A 22,567-nucleotide genomic window follows, 5' to 3' on the forward strand; every position below is an offset into this window, starting at 1 on the left:
TTCTTCTATCATAAATGAATAGAAGAATTGGGTTTTATTTTTTATTGCTGTTGCTTCAAATACTGTTCAATCACTTGTAAAACACCAGAGTCATCATTTGAAGGTGCTTTATGCTGGGCAACCGCTTCTACCTCAGGGCTACAATTAGCCATCGCATAGCTATGCGTAGTTAAGCCTAACATTTCTATATCATTATTGGCATCTCCAAATGCTAATAACTCGTCATGTTCAATCCCCCATTGTTTTAATATGTCTTGAATCGCAACACCTTTATTAACATTTGGTAAAATAAGATCCACACTGTCGTTGCCACTTGTTACTGCACGTAATTCTCCTCTAAATTTAGTTTCTAATGCATCCATAACTGCTTTAACCAAATCTTTATCTTTGATGCGCATAGCAACTTTCACAAAATTATCTTCTTTTATATATTCAAAAGACTCTACTTTTTCAATATCATAATAGTAGTTACTAATAAAATTCAAAAACTCATCGCTACATGTCTGTTTCACATAAGCTGATTTAATACCACTCAACACAATATCTACTAACCCAAAGTCTCTTGTAAGTGTCTCCACGACATCATAAATGAGTTGTTGATCAAAGTAATAAGATGTCATCAATTCATTATCATAATAAGTAACAGCACCATTTTCAGCAACATACGTGATATGTTGATCTTTTCCCGAAAAAAATGACTGTAATTGAGCATATTGATTACCACTTGCCACAATAAATTTAATATCTTGACGCTTCAACTCATTGAATATTTTCTCAAAACATACCTTATCGTATGTGTGATCCGATTTTAAAAAGGTCCCATCTTTATCTACAGCAATTGCTTTTATCATCATTGAAACTCCTTTCTGCTCTCGAAGATATAATTAAATTGTCATATACCTGCTTAAACTACATTACAATAATATTAAAAAGGTGACCATCAATATCTCTAAATAAACCACCATAATAACCTTCATGCATAGTACCACTTTGTAGAACCTCTCCACCTGATGCTTCAACTTGTTCTAATAAGCAATCCACCTCTCCCGGTTCAGCCATAGAAATAGAAACTAATGCACTATTACTTCCGACATTTGAAACTTGTGCAACTTTCTCAAATTGATTACGTTCAATAAGCATTATGATTTTATTATCTAAAGTTTCAATTCCTCTCATTTTATCTAAAACTGCTTCGTTTCTTTTGATTGTAAAACCTATTTTCCTAAAAAATGTTTCACTTGCTGATAAATCTTCTACCGGTAAATTAAGCCAAGATGATTGTATATTCATTTTAGTCCCCCCATTTTTTATCACCATACCATACTACACTTTTAAAGTGCTATAAAGAACCTATCTCATGCCTCTTCTTTCACTTTTATACGCCAAGTTTTTAATGAAATAACGATAATAAATCATTATTTATTTGACACATAATCTCTAAATAAGTTAAAGTTTTCAACATCTTATTTGCTTATTTTCAACACTTTAAAGCATCTGAAGATAGTTATAACCAAATTATGATGAAATTAATGTCTATTGATAATCGTCACTATTTTATGGCACTTGAATGATCAAATCCCACATATCTCTGATTATTCGTTTTACATTAGCCATATTGTTTTAACTAAAAGGAGTAAAATAAAATGACTAGTACAATCAATGTGCACGTCTTACACACTGGTTCAGTGATTGTAGATGAAGCATTACCATTCAACTATAAATATAATCCACCTTTAGCATGGACCGGATTATTTAGATCTAAAAAGAAACAACTGCGCTTACCTGTATCTGTTTATCTTATAGAACATCCAAAGGGTCTTGTTCTAATTGACACGGGTTGGCATGAAATCAATCGAACAAAGCCTATTAAAAATTTAGCTTTTCAATATCCAATAAACAAGGCAGTTTTACCTAAAGGTACTGCGGTACATGAACAAATTGAAGCATTAGGCTATCAACCATCGGATATAGATTATGTGATGTTGAGTCATTTACACTGTGATCATGCTGATGGCTTAGCACATGTAGCTGACGCAAAAAACATCTTAGTCAGTGAAGTGGAATGGAACGCTGCAAACAACGATAAAATACGTTATCTTCCACACCAATGGGACAATATTCCTATTCAAACCTATCCTTTAAAAGATAATGGCATTGGACCTACAGGTAAATCCTTTGATTTATTTGGAGATGGTACACTCGAGTTTATTCATACACCAGGGCATAGCACTGGGCTATGTACTACACGTGTTAAAGCGCATAAAGATGATGCGTCATACTTATTGTTGGCTTCAGACGTAGGTTATGCTGAAAAATCATGGAAAAACGGTATTTTACCTGGCCTCGTAGTAGATAAAGATGAGGCAATAAAATCATTAAATTGGGTAAAAGCACAAGCAATAGATAAAGATTGCGTCAAAGCGATTGCTAATCATGATGCCGAAGTCCAACCACAAGTCATTTCTTTATAGTCAAATACTAATTAAACCGTATTTCACTATAAAAGCAATAAAATCTAATATTTGATTTACAACTATTACACTCAAACAAACTATAATCAAAAATATAGTAATCTTTATATATAAATGAGATAAGCTTATAAGGGCGTGCATATATGAGTGATGGCTAAATTATCACTCACCTCGCCCTTTTTACATAATCTAAAAATTATAAATTACAAAATCTAGCATCACCAAAAGTGTAAATAATCACTTTGAACAACTAATGACACCAAAACAAGCTATAATACATTATTCTTCATATATGTTCTCTAAATTTTCGCTAAATTTTTCTGAATATTTAGAGATATTTATGCTATGATATAAATTATCATAATTTAGTTATAAAGTTTTACGATATAGTATTCATTGGGAGAGGTTTATTATGAAAGATTTTTTTAACAAAATTTTTAAAAAGGCAGAACCATCCGTTTATCAAGTGAAGGATGCTCATTTAAATAGAACATTGCGTGTTAAAGACTTTTTAGCTTTAGGTGTCGGTACCATAGTTTCTACTTCTATTTTCACACTACCTGGCGTTGTTGCAGCACAACACACAGGCCCTGCAGTTGCACTTTCATTCTTATTAGCAGCAGTAGTGGCTGGGCTTGTGTCTTTTGCATATGCTGAAATGTCGTCTGCAATGCCCTTTGCTGGTTCAGCCTATTCATGGATTAATGTAGTATTTGGTGAGGTGTTTGGCTGGGTGGCAGGTTGGGCTTTACTTGCTGAATATTTTATTGCTGTCGCCTTTGTTGCATCAGGTTTTTCCGCTAACTTACGCGGTTTAGTTTCGCCATTAGGTCTCGAATTACCAAAATCGCTTTCTAACACCTTAGGTAACGATGGTGGTGTCATTGATATTGTCGCAGCTATCGTGATTATTCTTACAACTTGCTTATTAGCATATGGCGTATCAGCAGCAGCACGCATCGAAAACATCCTTGTCGGCATTAAAGTATTAGCCGTATTATTATTTATTGTCGTAGGTTTAACAGTTATTGATTTCAGTAATTATGTGCCATTTATTCCTGAACATAAAGTTACTGAAAATGGATCGTTTGGAGGATGGCAAGGTATCTATGCTGGTGTGTCTATGATTTTCTTAGCATATATTGGCTTTGATTCAATTGCTGCTAATTCAGCCGAAGCAATTAACCCACAAAAAACGATGCCTAGAGGGATCTTAGGCTCACTACTCATTGCTGTAGTATTATTTGTTGCAGTTTCGCTTGTGCTTGTTGGCATGTTTACATACTCAGCATATGCTGGTAACGCAGAACCTGTTGGTTGGGCATTAAGACAAAGCGGATTTGGTATAGTAGCCGCAGTAGTACAAGCAATTTCTGTAATTGGCATGTTCACAGCGCTCATAGGAATGATGTTAGCAGGTTCACGTTTATTATATTCTTTTGGTCGAGATGGCCTCTTGCCTTCTTGGTTAGGAAAATTAAATAATAAAAACTTGCCTAATCGTGCTCTAATAATACTTACTATCATTGCTGTTATTATTGGGTCAATGTTCCCATTTGCATTCTTAGCTCAATTAATATCTGCTGGTACACTCGTCGCATTTATGTTTGTTTCTATAGGTATTTTTGGTTTACGTCCTAGAGAAGGTAAAGACATTCCAGTCCCAGCATTCAAAATGCCTTTTTATCCTATAATGCCGATTATCACATTCGTGAGTGTAGTCATTGTATTTTGGGGCCTAGGTTCAGAAGCAAAATTATATACACTTGCCTGGTTTATCATAGGGCTAATTATTTATCTCATCTATGGTGTGAGACATTCTAAAAAAGGAAAACCTTCTTAATAAAAAAACAGGGTCGGATACATTAGTGTTCCAAGCCCTGTTTTTTATGTTAGAAAAAGGATTATTCTTCATCCTCGTCTATTTGGGATAACTTACGAATATTAGAAAAATCTACTTTTTTAATTAATTTTTCATAGGTATTTAATGCCGATTCTGTGATTTTAAGTCCTTCTTCTGTCAAATAGATATACATAGCACGTTGATCTTCAACACATTCTTGTCTTACAACTAATGCTTTTTCTGGTTTTTCTATTCGTACAATCAATCTAGACATTGCACTTTGGCTTAAATCAACAATTTTTATCAAATCATTAATTTTATATTTTTTCCCTTTAGCTTTATAAATTTCATATAATACATAAAATTCTTTCAAGCTTAAATTGTAAGATTGCTTCATTTTTTTCTCAATTAATGTTTCTATATAATGAACGTATTTGGTTAATTGTACCCAATTATCGATTTTTTGTTGTTTTTCCATCATATCCTCCCAAAGATATATGTGTATGATTACTTATCATAGTTTATCTTTTACTCATAAAATTATTTATATTATAGTTAGCCAATGCCATATACATATATCATATATAAATCCCTAAGGCACAATTTATGAATTGTTATTAATATCTTACATCATCATAACGTATTTTGAAATATTTGCCTGTGACCTTTTAAATTAATACATAAATTCGATTAGTCTTACTAAAACATCTAAAATTTCTTAATATCACTTAATTATTAAATCTCGATTTGACCAAAAATAATATCTAAAAAGTTCTCACTAAAAAACATCAATCCATTAAATGAAATAGATTGATGTTTTATTTGAGCATGGTAATATAAATCGATTAATGTTGTAATAATTTTTCTTTTAAATCTTTACGTTCATAGTCTAATGAATACGGATCATTTAACCAGTAAATACCTTCATCTACTTTAAACGTTTGACCTTTTTTAACTGCATCTGTGTTCTTCCAAACATCTTTATTTTCGAATGATAAATCACTGTCTTTAGCAACTGGCGTTACCACGTAATCACCTGTCATTTCAGGAATTTGTTCTTCAGAGATATCTGCCAAGTCATTTTTTTGTGTTGCTTTTTCTACTTTCCCAGGCATTTTCAGTCCAAAGGAATCATATAGAATTTCACTGCCGTGGCCATATGTTTTTCCTAATGCGTAGATTTTTTTATCAAAGTCTTTAATGATTGATACTGTAGTATCTGTACCAATAGCGTCTTTAATTTCTTTTCCATCGTCCTTAGTTTTTTCTTTCCACTGCTTAACCCATGCATTTGCTTTATCTTCTTTACCTACAATTTTACCTAACTCTTTATGTTGTTCTTTATAGTCATGTTTCATGTAGTCAAAAGCTATTGTAGGTGCAACTTTATTTAATTTTTTGATATTTTTATCTGTATTATACGTAATTATCAAATCCGGCTTAAGTTTTGCTACACTTTCAACATTTTCAGCATCTACTTTTTCTACATCTTTAAATTTATCTTTTAAAACTTTACTATCATCTACAATATTAGCTACGCCAACGATATTAGCATCAAGTTGTTTCAATCCTCCAGCATATGTAGCCCCTAAGACTACAATACGTTTAGGTTTTTTCGGTATTTCAACTTTTTCTCCTGAGTCTTGTTTATATGTTGTCTTTTCACTATTTCCCTTTGACGACTTGTCATTTGAACCATTGCCACATGCTGCTAGCACAAGTATTAAAGCTAGCAATGGTAATAATATTTTTTTCATGCTTAAAATATCCCCTTTTCTCATATTGTATTTAATTATATATGAAGTTATATGATTCTCAATAAAATTACACACATTATTTTTAAAATCAAAACATATATTTTTTCTATAATTAAAAATTAAAAACAGCTACTTAATAGATTGCTAGTAGCTGTTTTGTATATTCATGGCGTTGTTTGTCGAATAAAAATTCAATATTAAAATCATCTACGATTTCACCATTTTTCATGACAATTAATCGTTTAACGATTTTATTTAAAAATGCTAAATCATGAGATATTAATAACATACCTTTATGTGTATCTGCGTAGTACTGTTTCAACACTTCAATCATACTTTGCTCAGCAATAACGTCTAAACTAGCTGTAATCTCATCGCAAATTAACATATCTGGTGCTAACATCAATGTACGAATCGTATTAAAACGTTGCAATTGGCCACCACTTAATTGATCAGGGAATCTATTCAACAAGTTTTTATCTAAATGCATTTGCTTCATTAAAATATACATTCGCCGATAAACTTCAGATGAGTTTGAATCACGATGATACTTTATCGCCTCTTCTAGAGATTTATTCATTTTAAATTTTGGATTAAAGCTATCATACGCATGTTGAAATATAGGTAATAATCGGAAATCATTATTTGTATATTGTTCTTGAGATACTGGCAATAGACCTAAAATAATTTGTGCTAATGTCGTTTTACCAGAACCACTCTCACCTACAATACCTACAATTTCATCTGGCTGTATGGTAAGATTTATATTTTTTAAAACAGGGGCCTGTCTATATTTAAAATTCATGTTATTTATGTTAATCATTATTGCTCCCCTCCTTTAATTGGCTACGGGAGTTAAATAATTTCAAGCTATATGGATCCACATCATGATTTTTAAAAGCTTGTACATGGTTTGAATCGACTAGTTTTCCTTTTTGAATAACATGTATCCAATCGCTAAAATTTAAAACATGTGATAAATTATGGGTAATTAATAAAAGAGTAACTTTATGAACTTCTGCCAAATGTTTGATTAGGTTCATAATATTAGCTCCTGTTATCACATCTAGTGATGCAGTGGGTTCATCAGCAATAATTAATTTCGGATTGAGCATCAATACGCTCGCTATTTGAACCCTAGCAAGTTGTCCACCTGACAGACTAAAGCGATAACTATTCATTGTTTTATCTGGTACTAGATCAACCCACTCAAGCGCTTGCGCCACAATTTTTTTGGCCTTAGTTTTATCTATCTTATAATGTTGTCTATAAATCGCAATCAATTGTATGCCTAATTTCGTATGCTCATTAAAGCTATGCGTATAATCTTGAGAAATAAAACCAATCTCTTTCCCTAAAAGTTCGTGCATATTCAACAACTTTTTATTTTCATAATTTAAACTGTCATAAGTCATTATTAAATTATCAGGTAATTGTTGTACTAACGCTTTAGCAGTTAAACTTTTTCCTGAACCACTTTCCCCTACCAAAACATTTACTTTACTTGCTTTTAAACTGAGATTTATGTGATCTATCAGTGTGGTACATCTTTCACCTTTAATTACTAAGTTGGTTATCTCAAGTAAATTAGTCATTGATATCACGCTTTCCTTTTAATAATTTATCTCTTAATGCATCGCCAGCTAAATTAAACAATAGAATAGTTATTGTGATTAAGCACGCTGGAACAATCAAAAGTAACGGATAAGAACTAATATAATCTCTGCCTGTATTCAACATTGCTCCCCATTCAGGTGAAGGTGGCTGTGCACCTAATCCGAGAAATGAAAGTGACGATATATATAATATTATTTTCCCAAAATCTACCGTCATCAGCACAATAATAGATGGTAAAACTTGTGGGAAGAAATGTTTAAAGATAATGACATGTGTTGGCACGTTAAATAATCGAGCCATTTGTATATAAGGTTTCGTGATTTCACTACTTACGACTGAACGGGTCAATCTAGTGTAAGTCATCCATTTAATAATCGTAATTGCTATGACCAAATTCCAAATACTAGGTTTGAAAAAGCTAGCAAATGCAATCATAAGGACAAATTCAGGAATACTTAACCCTATATCAATAACACGCATAATAATTGTATCAACGATGCCTCTTTTGTAACCAGCAATCAATCCTAATGGTACACCAATAATGATTGTAATCAACAATGTAATCAAACTAATAATCAATGTGTACCTTGCCCCAATAATAACTCTCGAAAGTAAATCTCTACCATAATCATCGGTGCCTAACCAATGGTTTAAGCTTGGCATTTCAAGACTGCTCCCTAGGTTTACCTCATAAGCATTTGTTGTCGACACAAAAAATTGTGCGATGATAAGAGCCAATAAATACAATGCAAACACATAAAATATAAGATGTTGTTTATTTAATTGATTCATTACATTTCACCATCCTGTCGTTGCGGTTTCTTGGGATGACGTGAACTATTATATCGGCGTTTTGGTTCTAACCATAGCAATAATAAATCACTCACTGTGTTAGCCAAAACAACAAAGAAACCAATCATAATTACCGCACCTTGTACTACAGGATAATCTCTTGCACGTATACTATCTACTAGGAAATGACCTATACCTGGTATTCCAAATAAATTTTCAATGACGACAGTGCCTCCTATAAGACTCCCCACAGACATGCCTAATACCGTTATAACTGGGATAATAGCTGGTTTAAATAAATCACTCCACAAAATATATCGTTCAGACATACCTCTGAGTCGTGAAGCCTCAACTTCTTTAGATTGATATAATTCGATTAAATTCGATCGCATCAACCTTACATAGTATGCACTCATACCCACGCTCAATGCTATCACTGGTAAAATGTAACCAGCTATCGTGTCTATACCAGAAGATGGCAAAACATTAAATTTCTGTGCAAAAATATAAATTAATATTGTACCTAAAAAGAATGAAGGAACACTCACTGTAAAAGACGTTACAGTCCTGATAAATGTATCAACCCATGTATGATAATATTTCGCTGCTAAAATTCCCATTGGAAGTGCTGTTAACAAGACAACCGTTATAGTTAGAAGAGCAATGCTTAATGTCGGCGGTGTGTAATAAATTAATTCTTTTATTACGGGTTCACCTGTTTGATAACTCGTACCGAAATTAAATTGAACAATTTGACCTAACCATTGAAAATATTGCATGACAACTGGTTGGTTTAAGCCTAATTTTTCTTTTGTTGCTTCAACTTGTTCTGAGGATACATTTGCTATATCTAAATGTAGAATTTTATCAACTGGATCGCCAGGTGTAAGTTTCATTAATATGAATGTAATACTAGAAAGGACAAACAATACAATGATCATTTGTCCAATTCTAGTTAGTATATTTTTAATTATCATTGTTTTTTATCGACCTTGTAATCGATTAGATAGATACCTTCGGGTGTTGCTTTTAAGTTCTTCACATCTTTATTCATACCGACGATATTATCCATATATGAGATATAGCTATTTGCAAAATCACTTTGTGTAATACTAATAATTTCATTTGTTAAACGATTACGTTCAGATTTATCTACTGTTTTATTAAACTCGTCAATTAATGCTGTTACTTTCTGATTGTTATAGTCGCCAGAATTAATTGCGCCTTTAGGCTTGTATGCCTGATTAAAGAAGTATCCTGTATCTCCTCTAGGTATTGTACCAAAGCTATATAAAGAGGCATCCCATTGCTTTTTATCACTTAAATAGCCTTCAATATCATCTACATTACGAATAGTAATATCGATATTGGCTTTTTTAGCATCTGATTGAATAACTTGTGCCATTTTAGGCAGTTCTGGTCTCCCATTATACGTAGATACGGTTAACTTTAATGGATTTGATTTAGAATACCCTTCTTCTTTTATAATTTGTTTAGCTTCTTCTAAATCTTGTTTTTGTATAGGTTGTTTATCTATAAAATCTAATTTTGTATTAAATGGCCCGGTAGCTGGTTGAGCATGATTCTTAGAGACATTACGTGCGATACTTTCACGATTAATAACTTTATCTAGCGCTTTACGTACAGGTTTAGTCATTTTGTCACTTGTATGATTGTACATAACCAATGATGTTCTAAATCCTGATACTGCAGATGTGGTTGTCTTATCTCCATCTTTCAACTCTTTTTCCTTTTCAACAGGCACATCTGTAATTACATCAGCTTTACCTGATGCTAAATCGCTTGTACGAGCATTACCATCTTCTTGATATGTAACATTTACATGATCTAGTTTAGGTTTACCTTGCCAATAATCATTAAAACGATCTAACTTGATATTTTGAGATTGCTTATAATTTTTAATTTGATATGGTCCGGTACCTACAGGCGTTTTATTAATGTCATCTGCCTCTGTATCGTAAATTGCAGAGAATGGACTTGCTAACTCTGACACTAATTCTGGATAAGCTTCTTTTGTAGTAATCGTAATGTTTTGCCCATCTACATTAATATCTTTAATTGGAAGCGAGCCTTTAACGAGATCACTTTTCTTAATACTCTCTTCCAAACTAGATTTTACCGCTTTACCTGTCACTTTTTTACCATTTTGAAATTTAATGTCTTTTTTTAACTTAATATCTAATTCTGTTGGTGTTTTTTGTTCATATGAGTCAACCAATACCTTTTCAACTTTGCCGTTTGCACCAGCTTTAAATAGAGCTTCAGCAGCACCTATCTTCACTGGTACGTCTGTCTCATATGGTGCAATAGAAGTTGTTTTTAATGGCAGTTCAACGTCTAAAGTTTTCCCTTTTGATTCACTTCCTGAACCACTACACCCAGCTAAGACAACAGCTGATATTGCAATTAATGAAACAATTTTTTTCATTTTCATTCCTTCTTCCCAATAAATTTATAATCAATTAGAAAATCGAGCTATTCTCAAACGATGCCTATATTATTATAAAATATGATTTAGGGTATTCATCCAATAAAGTCATGCTATTCAATTTGTTGAACCTTCATTCGGTTACCTGCAAACAACATAATCCACGTTGCTATGATAAAAGGGAGCGTAAACACTGGCAAACCGAATGGTGTTAATAAAGTTGTCATGCCCGCGTGCAATACAACTGTCAAAAGGATTCCTAAAACAATGCTAATATATCGTTGAATCCTAGTACGGAAAGCAACACCTAAAGCGAGCACTGTTAGTATGACATTATAGCCAAACAATCCATCATTAATTTGATCATGATTTGCACCAAGTACTAGTACAGCAGTAAAACCAATTAGATTGGCTACTATAGCAAATACACCAGCTTTACTTGAAGCAATAAAAATTCCTATAAGAATTAGCACCCCTGCCATAATGCTCTTCAACAAGAAAATTTCACTGAATCCTGATAAAAAAGCATTTATAAAATGGATACTATGTCCTGAAAAATGTATCTCTTGTACTTTATCAGGTAATATATTGACATCTGCATTCACAAACTTAAATTGAAATGACATTAGTAAAATCACCCAGCTAACAAATACATATGGCATGGTTAACATAGGCACGCCAAAAGGCTTAAAAAATTCTCTGAATGCTGAGCCTATTGGCATTGTAATTACAATTGCTATAAAAGCAATTAATATACTATACCATTCTGGCACTAAAAATAGTGTTAATGCAATTGCTGTTAGTACTGGATTGAAACCTGCTAATCCTGCGTTAATCTCTTCATTTGAGTAATTTGTCCGTTTCGCTAATAATAATGCAATAATACTCGCAGTTAAGGTCATAATACCAACCTTCCAATTTCCTACGAATAAACCTAACAAAATAAATAAGCCTGTCCATGCATTATTTAATAGCAGTACTTGTGCGATGTTCTTTAGTATAATTCGAACAGCATTCACATTGTCACCTAGTTTCTACGCTTATTCCAACATACAATATAATATATTATAACGGATAAAATTTAAAGCAATACATATTTAATTTCAACACGTTTTTTTCATCATCAATTTATTTCAGGTGGTTATTCTTGTAGTATGCTTCTAATCGTCTTATTATTAGGGTAGTCACCTATTTTCTATAAAACAAATTTGACGAAAGGTAGTGAGCATGTGCATTTTACACAACGTGAAGAAGATAAATTAATGCTAGTAATTGCTTCAGATTTAGCGAGAAGACGTCAACAGAGAGGCTTGAAACTAAATTATCCAGAAGCAGTTGCCATTATAAGTTTTGAGTTATTAGAAGGTGCAAGAGACGGAAAAACCGTTGCAGAACTTATGAGTTATGGCAAACAAATATTGAGTGAAGATGATGTAATGGAGGGTGTTGCTGATATGTTAACTGACTTAGAAATCGAAGCGACTTTCCCAGACGGTACAAAACTAGTTACTGTTCATCATCCAATAGTATAAGGGAGGACATACGATGAAACCAGGAGAAATTATTGTTAAACGTACAGAAATCGATGTTAACAAAGGGCTCCACGCCACAATCATTTCGGTTAAAAATACAGGGGACCGCCCTGTTCAAGTAGGTTCGCATTTTCACTTTTTCGAAGTAAATCCAGCGCTAGATTTTGATCGTGAACAAGCGTATGGGAAACGTTTAGACATACCAGCAGGAGCTGCAGTTCGTTTCGAGCCTGGAGATGAAAAAGAAGTTCAGTTAGTTGAATATAAAGGTAAACGCCATATCTTTGGCTTTCATGGAGAAGTAAATGGACCTATCGATGAAGATCGTATATTTAAACCAGAAGATGACACTAAAGAAACAGAAATTATCGATAAATCTGAATTATCAGATAAAAATGCAAATAAAGAAAGTGGGTATAATAGATGAGTTTTAAAATGACGCAATCTCAATATACAAGTCTTTATGGTCCAACAGTTGGTGATTCGGTTAGACTTGGTGACACAAATTTATTCGCAAGAGTCGAAAAAGATTATGCTACGTACGGTGATGAAGCTACCTTTGGTGGTGGTAAGTCCATTCGAGACGGTATGGCACAAAATCCTAACGTAACTAGAGATGACAAAAAAGTAGCAGATTTAGTTATTACAAACGCGTTAATCCTAGATTACGATAAAGTTATCAAAGCAGATATTGGTGTAAAAAATGGCTATATTATGAAAATAGGTAAAGCCGGTAACCCTGATATTATGGATAACGTTGATATCGTAATTGGTGCAACAACTGACGTTATTGCTGCAGAAGGTAAAATAATAACAGCTGGCGCGATTGATACACACGTTCACTTTGTTAATCCAGAACAATCACACGTAGCATTAGAAAGTGGTACAACTACTTTAATTGGTGGTGGTGCTGGTGCTTCCGAAGGTTCAAAAGCGACTACAGTTACTGCAGGCCCTTGGTACATTCACCGTATGTTAGAAGCTGCAGAACAAATTCCATTAAATGTTGGATTTACTGGTAAGGGTCAAGCTGTAAATCATACTGCTTTAGTAGAACAAATTCATGCTGGCGTTATTGGACTTAAGGTTCATGAAGACTGGGGAGCAACGCCATCTGCTTTAGATCATGCCTTACAAGTAGCAGATGACTATGATGTTCAAGTCGCTTTACACGCAGATACATTAAACGAAGCTGGATTTATGGAAGAGACGATGGAAGCTGTTAAAGATCGAGTATTACACATGTACCATACAGAAGGTGCTGGTGGCGGTCACGCGCCTGATTTAATCAAATCAGCCTCTTATTCAAATATTTTACCATCATCTACGAATCCAACATTACCATACACACACAATACAATTGATGAACATTTAGATATGGTTATGATTACCCATCACTTAAATGCAGCAATTCCTGAGGATATTGCATTTGCTGATTCTCGCATTCGTAAAGAAACGATTGCTGCGGAAGATGTGTTACAAGATATCGGCGTATTTAGTATGGTAAGTTCTGATTCTCAAGCCATGGGACGTGTTGGTGAAGTAATTACACGTACTTGGCAAGTAGCACACCGTATGAAAGAACAACGAGGTCCATTAGAAGGTGACAGTGAATATAATGACAACAACCGTATTAAACGTTATATCGCTAAATACACAATAAACCCTGCAATTACACACGGTATTTCAGAATATGTTGGTTCTATCGATGAAGGTAAACTTGCAGATATTATTATGTGGGAACCAGCGTTTTTCGGTGTTAAACCTGACGTAGTTGTTAAAGGCGGTATGATTAGTACGGCAATAAACGGTGATGCAAATGGTTCAATTCCAATTTCTGAACCGCTTAAATATCGTAATATGTATGCCCAATTAGGTGGCAATATGCAGAGTACATCAATTACTTTTGTTTCGTCCACAGCTTATGACAATGATATTGGTAGAACATTAGGTTTAAAACGTAAATTAAGACCAGTTAAAGATATCCGTAATTTAACTAAAGCCGATATGAAAAATAATAGTGCAACGCCAAAATTAGACGTAGATCCTCAAACCTACGAAGTATTTGTAGATGGCGAAAAAATCACTAGCGAACCAGCTACAGAATTACCATTAACACAACGTTATTTCTTATTCTAGGAGGTTAAAAATGATCATCGAAGAAATCGTAGGCAATATCGCTAACATTTCAGAAAGCGATAAAGGGAAACATATAGAAAAAGTATATTTAGAAAACTCTGATTTAGTTAAACGTATCCAACGTGTTAAAACAGATCACGGTAATGAAATTGGCATCCGTTTAAAACAGCCAATTGACTTACAGTATGGAGATATTTTGTATAAAGATGATACTAATATGATCGTCGTAGATGTAAATTCTGAAGATTTACTTGTAATTAAACCACGCTCTTTACAAGAAATGGGAGATATCGCTCATCAACTGGGTAATAGACACTTACCTGCGCAATTTACAGAAACTGAGATGCTCGTTCAATATGATTATCTAGTAGAATCACTATTAAAAGATTTAGAGATACCATATGAACATGAAGACCGTAAAGTTAATCAAGCATTTAGACATATAGGTCATTCACATGATTGATCACGCTCATCTACGCCTGTTTCAATTTTGTGATTCACAATTTCCAACAGGGGCATTCAGTCATTCATTTGGACTTGAAACTTATATCCAGCGCGATATCGTTCATGACGAACAAAGTTTCCAGCAATGGCTCATACTTTTTCTAAATGAACAATTAACTTATGCTGATGGCTTAACGATGCGTCTCGTTTACAATGCACTTGAACAAAATGATACACACGCTATTTTACGATTAGATCGTATCCTTTTTGTACAAAATTTACCAAAAGAAACACGCCAAGGTTCTAAACAGATGGGTACTCGCATGGTGAAACTTGCTTCTGAGCTTTATGACAGTGATTGGTTAAACTGGTATCATGCTCAAATGCGTGACAAAAAAGCAATGTTACATCCCGCTATTTGTTTTACTATGCTTGGCCATCATCTCGGGGTCGATATAGAAACGATTATTGATTACTATTTATACCAAAACGTGTCTAGCCTTACCCAAAATGCAGTACGTGCAATACCCTTAGGGCAAACTTCTGGGCAACGCATCGTTCATCAAATGATTCCCATCATGAAAGATACTAGAAATCATATTATGACTTTAGATGAATCACAACTTGGTATTACTGCACCAGGTTTAGAAATCAACCAGATGGAACATGAAAACGTAAACGTAAGAATTTTTATATCTTAGGAGGTCAAACTTTATGACAGATACAATTAAAATAGGTGTGGGCGGACCTGTTGGTGCAGGAAAAACTCAACTTATTGAAAAAATTGTAAAACGCTTAGCAAAAGACATGAGTATTGGTGTTATCACGAATGACATTTATACAAAAGAAGATGAAAAAATATTAGTTAATTCTGGTGTGTTACCTGAAGACAGAATTATCGGTGTAGAAACAGGTGGCTGCCCTCATACAGCTATACGTGAAGATGCTTCAATGAATTTTGCTGCAATTGATGAATTAAAAGAACGAAATGATGATATTGAACTTATTTTCATCGAATCTGGTGGCGATAATTTAGCGGCAACTTTCAGTCCAGAATTAGTAGATTTCTCAATCTATATTATCGATGTTGCTCAAGGGGAAAAAATTCCTCGAAAAGGTGGACAAGGTATGATTAAATCCGATTTCTTTGTTATAAACAAGACTGACTTAGCACCTTATGTTGGTGCGTCATTAGAACGCATGGCTGAAGATACAAAAGTATTCCGTGGCAACCGACCTTTCACTTTCACAAATCTCAAAACAGATGAAGGTTTAGATGAAGTTATTGAGTGGATAGAACAAGACGTATTTCTTAAAGGGTTAGCTTAATGTCTGATGGACAGAATCAATGGACTGGCCAATTAGATTTAACTGTCTTTAATAATGGCAAGAAATCGGTGGCGCGTAACATTTTTTTCGAAAAAGCCTTGAAAGTCATGCGACCAGTTTATTTAAATAACTCTGATATACCTACTTTTTATATTGTAAACGTAGGTGGTGGTTACTTAGATGGAGACCGTTACAAAATGGATTTTAATATCGAACCAAATGCAAAAGTTATTTTAACTTCACAAGGTGCTACAAAAATTTATAAAACACCTAATAACCATGTGGAACAATACCAAAACTTTAGTATCCAAGATGATGCTTATGCTGAGTATGTAGGCGATCCAATTATCGCTTTTGAAAATGCAAAATTCTATCAACATAATACATTTCATTTAAAACCTACAGCTGCATTATTTTATACAGATATATTAACCCCAGGTTATTCTAAAGATGATAAAAAATTTAGTTATACGTATATGCACCTGTTAAATGAAATCTATGTCGATGATGAATTAGTTGTTTTCGACAATACTTTGCTTGACCCATCCAAAAATAAAGTTGATGGCCTTGGTTATATGGAAGATTATACGCACTTAGGATCTTGTTATTTTATACATCCTACTGTAAATCAAAAATTAATCGATAGTGTTTATGAGCAAATCAAACACTACCAACAGCAATATGATTGTCGTTTCGGCATCACTAAGCTACCAACACATGGCTTTAGCATTCGAATTTTATCAAATAAAACACAAATAATTGAAAAAATATTGGCGACCCTACAAGAATTTGTAGTGAAAACAATATTTGATCGTGATGTGGATTTTTTAAGAAAATATTAAAACCTATAACATAAAGGAGAGCCCAAATTTTACTTATGGGCTCTCCTTTTCATGTTAATGTAACTAGTCAATCTAACTAACGACTAATCTTAAATAACACTTACTGTAAAACTCACACTATCATACATATTAAAAAGCTAAATTATATTCAAAAACCATATAAGACTAGATACCAATAATACAATCGTCGTAATATAAATTGTTAATTTTCGACTTTTTTTCAATTCATTTTCTTTTTTAGTAAATAAACTAAATAATGTTCCATCTTTTCCCATTAATAAAGTGATAGAATAAATAAGTAAAATTAAAGACAAAATAAATAATATTAATGCAACGAACACCATAAAAATCCTCCTACCATTTGAGTAACATTTACTAAAATAACTAATTGTCATACTATCTTAACTTAGTTTATAAATAAAAAATACTAAATGCTTTTTTATAATTAAAACAAATTGTTAACTCTGTACTTTTATTATTGCTACAATAGTACAGGTTAATAAATAATTTCTAATAGGAGTGATCTTGTGATAAAAGAATATATTTATAAAAACACTGTACAACCATCTTGGATAGACAATAATAATCATATGCATGATGCACAATATTATTCCGTATTCAGTGATGCAGTTGCTGGATTTTTGGAACATGTTGATTTTTCAAGCGATTATCGTCACAACCAAGATGTTACAATATTTAATGTTGAAGCGCATATTTCTTATTTAAAGGAATTATTACTTCACGATACTTTTCACATCAAGATACATATTTATAATTATGATGCTAAACGCATACATTTATTCTTAACTATGTACAACGCTAATAATGAACCTACTGCTACATATGAAGCGATGATGATGGGTGTTAGCAACCATACAAGAAGTAGCACAGAATTCCCAGTGCCTATTCAAGAAAAACTTAAAAATTATTTTGATCAGCAACAACACTTTGATGTGCCTAAACAATTAGGTCATGTTATTCAAATACCTCAAAGTAAATAACACAATTTGGCATACTTCGATTTTGACATCATTCCATTCCATTGATACTATGAGGTAGAATGACCATTCTATTTTGGGAAGTGTGAGATACTATGTCACAGAAAAAGCAAGATATACTGAGTGTTGCTGAGCGATTATTTTATGAATATGGCTTTCGTGGTGTTGGTTTAAAACAGATTATCCAAGAAGCAAATGTTGCGACCATGACACTTTATAACCATTTTGACTCTAAAGATAATTTAGTAGCACAAGTATTAAAGCAAAGAGAAGCTCGCTATTGGCGTTATCTTGACAGTTTCGTCGAAGGACATCCAGATAAACCATTTATTTCAGCAGTTCAAGCACATTGTCAATGGCTTAATGATTACTCTTACAAAGGCGATATGTTTATGCGCGCTATCGAAGATTATGCTGATACCGATAATGAAATTGAAAGCACCGCAAGAGGACATAAAGCGCGCCTATTACATTATTTAGAAAAACTCGCTAACAATGCAGGTATTGATAACGGCTATGATCTCGCTGTACAATACACCTTATTATTAGAAGGTACAACCTCAATGACTGCATTATTAGGATCTAAAGAAGCAACTGAACATGCCATTACTATGGCAAAGTTATTATTACATGAAGCGCACAATCAATAATTAGTAGACGAGTAGGTACTAGTATTCAAAAGAATCATCCTCCTACTCGTTATTTTATAATAAAAAATAGAATGAACATTCTATATAGATTTGGAGGTATTTTATGAAATTTTCAAGACTTGTATTACCAGGTATCGCTATGATTGCTACAACTTATGGGTTGGGCAGATTTAGTTTTGGTCTTTTTCTACCAGAAATTTCCAATGACTTAAGGTTAACCGCTTCACAAGCAGGTATGATTTCATCACTATTTTATTTGGCTTATTGTTTTACAATTATTTATTCCACATTAAAAACTGACAAAATCGGCCCTAAACGGATGATTATCTTTGCAGGTCTTTCTGTATTAATTGGCTTAATCCTAATTGGCATCTCATCAACTGCAATCATACTCTCCTTAGGTGTCATATTCGCTGGTGCTAGTACCGGATTAGTATCACCACCTTATGGTTATACAATTTCTTTATGGATTAAATTGCAAGATCAAGGCAAAGCAAATACATGGATTAATTCAGGTACAAGTTTAGGTTTAGTGTTCACTGGTATAACTGCTATGTTTATCTTTCTTGATTGGCGTGACACCTACCTAATCTATGCATTTATATCATTACTTGTATTAGCTTGGAATTATATTATAATTCCAAGTCTGCAACAGGATATTAAAATCGATACTGGTAGTTTGAATATCAGAGATATTTCTGCTAGTAAACGTATTGTAATGGCTTCTACTATACTCGGTGTTTCAACTGCACCATTTTGGACCTTTTCAAAGTCATTTGTTCAACTTACTGGTCATTACTCAGATATAGCTCTTTCTATATTTTGGATTTTAATTGGTATTTTCGGGGTGATTGGCGGTATATCTGGAGCTATTATCGATAAGAAAAGCCTTCATTTTGCATTTAATATCGGCGTAATTTCGTTAGCATGCGCCTCAATTTTACTACCATTCACACCAAATATATGGCTACTTCCATTTATTTCATCTTCAATATTTGGTATGAGCTATATATTCTTAACAGGTGTTTTACTTGTTTGGGGAATTAAATTATTTGTAAAAAATGCTTCTTTAGGCATAGGTATCCCCTTTTTACTATTAGCAGTAGGACAAGTCATTGGTTCTTCTTTCGCAGGTGTATTCATTGATATACTAAACTACCAATACACCTTTTTAATATACGGTGTAATTGGTTTAATACCTTTATTAATTTATCCTAAGATTGAAATTACGAAAAGCAAAGTACCTAAAGGAGAGTACAGTAAATTACAACAATCGAATGCTGATGTATTGAATTCAGAGCGTTCTTTTGAATTTGAGACACCAACGCAAACAGAATATAACAATCATTAAGATGTTCAATTTCATATAAAATTAAAATAACCCAGGTTTCTTCTCAAAATCATATACCTCTTAAAGAAGTTTTTGACATCTTACTTTAAGGGGTATATCAAATGAAGTATTTCCTGGGTTATCTTTCTCTTTATTTAATTTAAAGTATTTAATGCTGCTTTTAAATCTTCTACTAAGTCTTCTGTACCTTCAATACCAACAGACAAACGAATCAAGCCGTCTGCAATTCCTTCTTTTTCACGAATGTCTTTTGGTATAGAGGCGTGTGTCATTAAAGCAGGCACGGAAATTAAACTTTCTACTGCGCCTAAACTTTCAGCTAATGTAAAATATTTAGATGCTTTAATCACTTGTTTAGCACTTTCTATATCTGCAACTTCAAATGCAACCACACCTGTATGCCCTTCTGCTTGTCTTTGATGAATATCGTGATTTAAATGAGTGGCAATACTTGGATGGAACACTTGTCTAACAGCATTATGTTCTTGCAACATTGCTATAATTTCGAGTGTATTGCGTTGTACTTGTTCCATACGTATACCTAAGGTTTTAATACCTCGAATCAATAAATAACTATCTTGTGGTCCAAGTACGCCACCTGTTGAATTTTGAATAAATCCAATGCGTTCTGCTAACGCTTCGTCATTTGTAGCGACTAAGCCAGAAACAACATCACTATGACCGCCGAGATATTTTGTTGCAGAGTGTAATACAATATCGATACCAAATTTTAATGGGTTTTGGAAATAAGGTGTCATAAACGTATTATCTACGACAGAAATCAAATTATGACTTTTAGCTAGCTCGGCAGATTTTTTAATATCTGTTACACGTAATAACGGATTAGACGGTGTCTCAATGTATAACATTTTCGTTTCAGGCTTAATATATTGTTCAATTTCGTCAATTTGTGTTGTATCAATAAAATCAGCTTCTATACCAAAACGGGTAAACACTTTAGATAATGCTCTATATGTGCCACCATAAACATCTGAATTAATTAATAAATGATCACCTTTATCTAACAACATAATAACCGCTGAGATGGCTGCCATACCAGAACCAAAAGCATAACCGAATTGTCCTTCTTCTAAATCTGCAATTAGTCCTTCCAATGCAGTTCTTGTAGGGTTCGCAGAACGTGAATATTCGTAACCTTGTCTCATATCTCCAATATCATCTTGGATATAAGTACTCGTTTGATAAATTGGCGTAGTTACTGCGCCTGTATATGGGTCTGTTGTCACTCCGCCATGTATTAATTGTGTTTTTTTATTCATAATTATTCTCCTTATAATTTAAAATTTGCTTTGACATATATCGGTCACTTCCGTCAGGAAAAACTGTGACAATAACACCTTTATTTATATGTTTTTTTATGTCTAATGCTGCCTGTAGTGCTGCTCCCGATGAACTGCCAACCAAGAGTCCTTCTTGTTTAGCGATTAATTTCACATTTTTAAATGCATCATCATCGCTAACTTTTATAATATCCGCTACTAATGTTTCAGGTAAGAATAATGGCCATCGTTCGGAACCAATGCCTTCTATATCATGTGCATGTGCTTGACCACCACTTAAAGTAGATCCTTCTGGTTCAACTATGACACTTTCAATATTAAATTGAGCTAAATGTTCAGCAATACCAGCAAAGGTCCCACCAGATCCTACACCACCTACAAAATAATCAATATCGTTCAGTTTATCTGTAATTTCTTGTGCTATGGTATCTTTATATGCTTCAGGATTATGTTTCGATTCAAATTGATTTAAATAAAAAGCCCCCGTTTTTGATCCGAATTCCCGTGCTGCTATTTTTGCACCCTCCATACCAAGTCCTTGTTCTGTTCTTATTACTTTCGCTCCTAAAGCTTTTATAATTGACACTTTCTCTTCAGAAAAACCTATAGGCGCAAAAATCACACTATTTAATCCATAATGATTGGCTGCAAGAGCAACACCGATGCCCGTATTACCAGCTGATGCTTCAACAACTGTATCTCCTTCACGAATGGTGTTATCTTTTAAAGCTACCTCAATTAAATGCTTTCCTAATCTATCTTTTATGCTACCGCCAGGATTAAACTGTTCTAATTTTGCATAAATTTGAACGTCTTTATTACTAAATGATTTTAAAAGTACAAGCGGTGTATTTCCTATTAAGTCAAAACCAATCATTTTATTCCTCCATGAGTTTACCATTTCCATTCCTTTTACAATACCCTACTATAACGATAAGAATTATAAACAATTTCTTTTCTTTTTGCAACCTCTTCAAACTAAATACATTGCAAAAAACACAAATTAATTCTTACTTTTTTAGTAAGAAATGGTTGAAAAGGTCAAAAGGGTC

General features: G+C 33.4%; 25 protein-coding genes. 12 read left to right on the forward strand and 13 right to left on the reverse strand.

Features of this window, described 5'->3' with window-relative positions:
• Positions 1-41 precede the first annotated feature (41 nt).
• Both ACSUE0_RS06665 and ACSUE0_RS06670 read right to left on the reverse strand, forming a co-directional pair.
• Positions 42-851 carry a Cof-type HAD-IIB family hydrolase gene (locus ACSUE0_RS06665; RefSeq protein WP_436956639.1) on the reverse strand — a complete coding sequence of 270 codons (810 nt, stop codon included), beginning with the start codon at positions 849-851 and terminating at the stop codon, positions 42-44.
• 58 nt (positions 852-909) lie between these two features.
• Positions 910-1,290, reverse strand: a complete 381-nt coding sequence (locus ACSUE0_RS06670) for a VOC family protein (RefSeq protein ID WP_436956641.1) — start codon at positions 1,288-1,290, stop codon at positions 910-912.
• Positions 1,291-1,643: 353 nt separating this feature from the next.
• Here ACSUE0_RS06670 and ACSUE0_RS06675 point away from each other — a divergent pair, with 353 nt between their 5' ends.
• Both ACSUE0_RS06675 and ACSUE0_RS06680 read left to right on the forward strand, forming a co-directional pair.
• The gene (locus tag ACSUE0_RS06675) at positions 1,644-2,471 is read left to right on the forward strand and encodes an N-acyl homoserine lactonase family protein (RefSeq protein WP_119614870.1); all 828 of its coding nucleotides are present in this window, start codon (positions 1,644-1,646) and stop codon (positions 2,469-2,471) included.
• Positions 2,472-2,883: 412 nt separating this feature from the next.
• Positions 2,884-4,314, forward strand: coding sequence for an APC family permease (locus ACSUE0_RS06680; protein WP_436956643.1), 1,431 nt, complete (start codon positions 2,884-2,886; stop codon positions 4,312-4,314).
• Between the two features lie 61 nt (positions 4,315-4,375).
• Here the strand turns inward: ACSUE0_RS06680 and ACSUE0_RS06685 are convergent, their stop codons facing one another.
• From ACSUE0_RS06685 to yut, 8 genes are all read right to left on the reverse strand, one after another.
• A complete protein-coding gene (locus tag ACSUE0_RS06685) occupies positions 4,376-4,792 on the reverse strand; it encodes a MarR family winged helix-turn-helix transcriptional regulator (protein ID WP_017723815.1) in 417 nt (138 codons plus the stop codon).
• Between the two features lie 367 nt (positions 4,793-5,159).
• Positions 5,160-6,071, reverse strand: a complete 912-nt coding sequence (locus ACSUE0_RS06690) for an ABC transporter substrate-binding protein (protein WP_119614872.1) — start codon at positions 6,069-6,071, stop codon at positions 5,160-5,162.
• Between the two features lie 133 nt (positions 6,072-6,204).
• Positions 6,205-6,894, reverse strand: a complete 690-nt coding sequence (locus ACSUE0_RS06695; RefSeq protein WP_436956645.1) for an ABC transporter ATP-binding protein — start codon at positions 6,892-6,894, stop codon at positions 6,205-6,207.
• Positions 6,887-7,666 (reverse strand): ATP-binding cassette domain-containing protein, encoded by a 780-nt coding sequence (locus ACSUE0_RS06700; RefSeq protein ID WP_119614874.1) that lies wholly within the window; start codon positions 7,664-7,666, stop codon positions 6,887-6,889. The genes ACSUE0_RS06695 and ACSUE0_RS06700 overlap by 8 nt, the downstream gene beginning before the upstream one ends.
• On the reverse strand, positions 7,659-8,480 hold the full coding sequence (nikC, locus tag ACSUE0_RS06705; RefSeq protein WP_119614875.1) for a nickel transporter permease: 822 nt from the start codon (positions 8,478-8,480) through the stop codon (positions 7,659-7,661). The genes ACSUE0_RS06700 and nikC overlap by 8 nt, the downstream gene beginning before the upstream one ends.
• Positions 8,480-9,457 carry a nickel ABC transporter permease gene (gene nikB / locus ACSUE0_RS06710; protein ID WP_436956648.1) on the reverse strand — a complete coding sequence of 326 codons (978 nt, stop codon included), beginning with the start codon at positions 9,455-9,457 and terminating at the stop codon, positions 8,480-8,482. Before nikB ends, nikC begins: the two co-directional genes overlap by 1 nt.
• Entirely contained in the window at positions 9,454-10,929 is a 1,476-nt protein-coding gene (nikA, locus tag ACSUE0_RS06715; protein WP_119614878.1) for a nickel ABC transporter substrate-binding protein, read from the reverse strand. The genes nikB and nikA overlap by 4 nt, the downstream gene beginning before the upstream one ends.
• Positions 10,930-11,042: 113 nt before the next feature.
• Positions 11,043-11,948: an urea transporter gene (gene yut, locus ACSUE0_RS06720; protein ID WP_436956650.1), complete on the reverse strand. Its 906-nt coding sequence runs from the start codon at positions 11,946-11,948 to the stop codon at positions 11,043-11,045.
• 210 nt (positions 11,949-12,158) lie between these two features.
• Here yut and ACSUE0_RS06725 point away from each other — a divergent pair, with 210 nt between their 5' ends.
• The 7 genes from ACSUE0_RS06725 to ACSUE0_RS06755 are packed head-to-tail and all read left to right on the forward strand — an operon-like array spanning position 12,159 to position 17,215.
• A complete protein-coding gene (locus ACSUE0_RS06725) occupies positions 12,159-12,461 on the forward strand; it encodes an urease subunit gamma (RefSeq protein WP_436956766.1) in 303 nt (100 codons plus the stop codon).
• 13 nt (positions 12,462-12,474) lie between these two features.
• Positions 12,475-12,888 (forward strand): urease subunit beta, encoded by a 414-nt coding sequence (locus ACSUE0_RS06730; protein WP_119614251.1) that lies wholly within the window; start codon positions 12,475-12,477, stop codon positions 12,886-12,888.
• Positions 12,885-14,600 carry an urease subunit alpha gene (ureC, locus tag ACSUE0_RS06735; RefSeq protein ID WP_436956652.1) on the forward strand — a complete coding sequence of 572 codons (1,716 nt, stop codon included), beginning with the start codon at positions 12,885-12,887 and terminating at the stop codon, positions 14,598-14,600. Before ACSUE0_RS06730 ends, ureC begins: the two co-directional genes overlap by 4 nt.
• Positions 14,601-14,610: 10 nt before the next feature.
• Positions 14,611-15,063 carry an urease accessory protein UreE gene (gene ureE, locus ACSUE0_RS06740; RefSeq protein WP_119614253.1) on the forward strand — a complete coding sequence of 151 codons (453 nt, stop codon included), beginning with the start codon at positions 14,611-14,613 and terminating at the stop codon, positions 15,061-15,063.
• Positions 15,056-15,745: an urease accessory protein UreF gene (locus ACSUE0_RS06745; protein ID WP_436956655.1), complete on the forward strand. Its 690-nt coding sequence runs from the start codon at positions 15,056-15,058 to the stop codon at positions 15,743-15,745. Before ureE ends, ACSUE0_RS06745 begins: the two co-directional genes overlap by 8 nt.
• Positions 15,746-15,758: 13 nt before the next feature.
• Complete coding sequence (ureG, locus tag ACSUE0_RS06750; RefSeq protein WP_017723828.1) at positions 15,759-16,373, forward strand: urease accessory protein UreG; 615 nt, start codon at positions 15,759-15,761, stop codon at positions 16,371-16,373.
• Complete coding sequence (locus ACSUE0_RS06755) at positions 16,373-17,215, forward strand: urease accessory protein UreD (protein ID WP_119614254.1); 843 nt, start codon at positions 16,373-16,375, stop codon at positions 17,213-17,215. Before ureG ends, ACSUE0_RS06755 begins: the two co-directional genes overlap by 1 nt.
• A gap of 137 nt (positions 17,216-17,352) precedes the next feature.
• Here ACSUE0_RS06755 and ACSUE0_RS06760 read toward each other — a convergent pair whose 3' ends face one another.
• Positions 17,353-17,559: a hypothetical protein gene (locus ACSUE0_RS06760; protein WP_119614255.1), complete on the reverse strand. Its 207-nt coding sequence runs from the start codon at positions 17,557-17,559 to the stop codon at positions 17,353-17,355.
• A gap of 183 nt (positions 17,560-17,742) precedes the next feature.
• On the opposite strand from ACSUE0_RS06760, the gene ACSUE0_RS06765 reads away from it, so the two are divergent.
• From ACSUE0_RS06765 to ACSUE0_RS06775, 3 genes are all read left to right on the forward strand, one after another.
• Complete coding sequence (locus ACSUE0_RS06765; protein WP_436956657.1) at positions 17,743-18,216, forward strand: thioesterase family protein; 474 nt, start codon at positions 17,743-17,745, stop codon at positions 18,214-18,216.
• A gap of 92 nt (positions 18,217-18,308) precedes the next feature.
• The gene (locus tag ACSUE0_RS06770) at positions 18,309-18,863 is read left to right on the forward strand and encodes a TetR/AcrR family transcriptional regulator (protein WP_436956659.1); all 555 of its coding nucleotides are present in this window, start codon (positions 18,309-18,311) and stop codon (positions 18,861-18,863) included.
• A gap of 103 nt (positions 18,864-18,966) precedes the next feature.
• Positions 18,967-20,214, forward strand: coding sequence for an MFS transporter (locus ACSUE0_RS06775; protein ID WP_436956661.1), 1,248 nt, complete (start codon positions 18,967-18,969; stop codon positions 20,212-20,214).
• Positions 20,215-20,348: 134 nt separating this feature from the next.
• Here ACSUE0_RS06775 and ACSUE0_RS06780 read toward each other — a convergent pair whose 3' ends face one another.
• Complete coding sequence (locus tag ACSUE0_RS06780) at positions 20,349-21,494, reverse strand: bifunctional cystathionine gamma-lyase/homocysteine desulfhydrase (protein WP_318832589.1); 1,146 nt, start codon at positions 21,492-21,494, stop codon at positions 20,349-20,351.
• On the reverse strand, positions 21,487-22,392 hold the full coding sequence (locus ACSUE0_RS06785; protein ID WP_119614260.1) for a PLP-dependent cysteine synthase family protein: 906 nt from the start codon (positions 22,390-22,392) through the stop codon (positions 21,487-21,489). The genes ACSUE0_RS06780 and ACSUE0_RS06785 overlap by 8 nt, the downstream gene beginning before the upstream one ends.
• Between the last annotated feature and the right edge of the window lie 175 nt (positions 22,393-22,567).

Source organism: Staphylococcus sp. AS1337 (assembly GCF_051408735.1).
Taxonomy (GTDB): Bacteria; Bacillota; Bacilli; order Staphylococcales; family Staphylococcaceae; genus Staphylococcus; species Staphylococcus xylosus_B.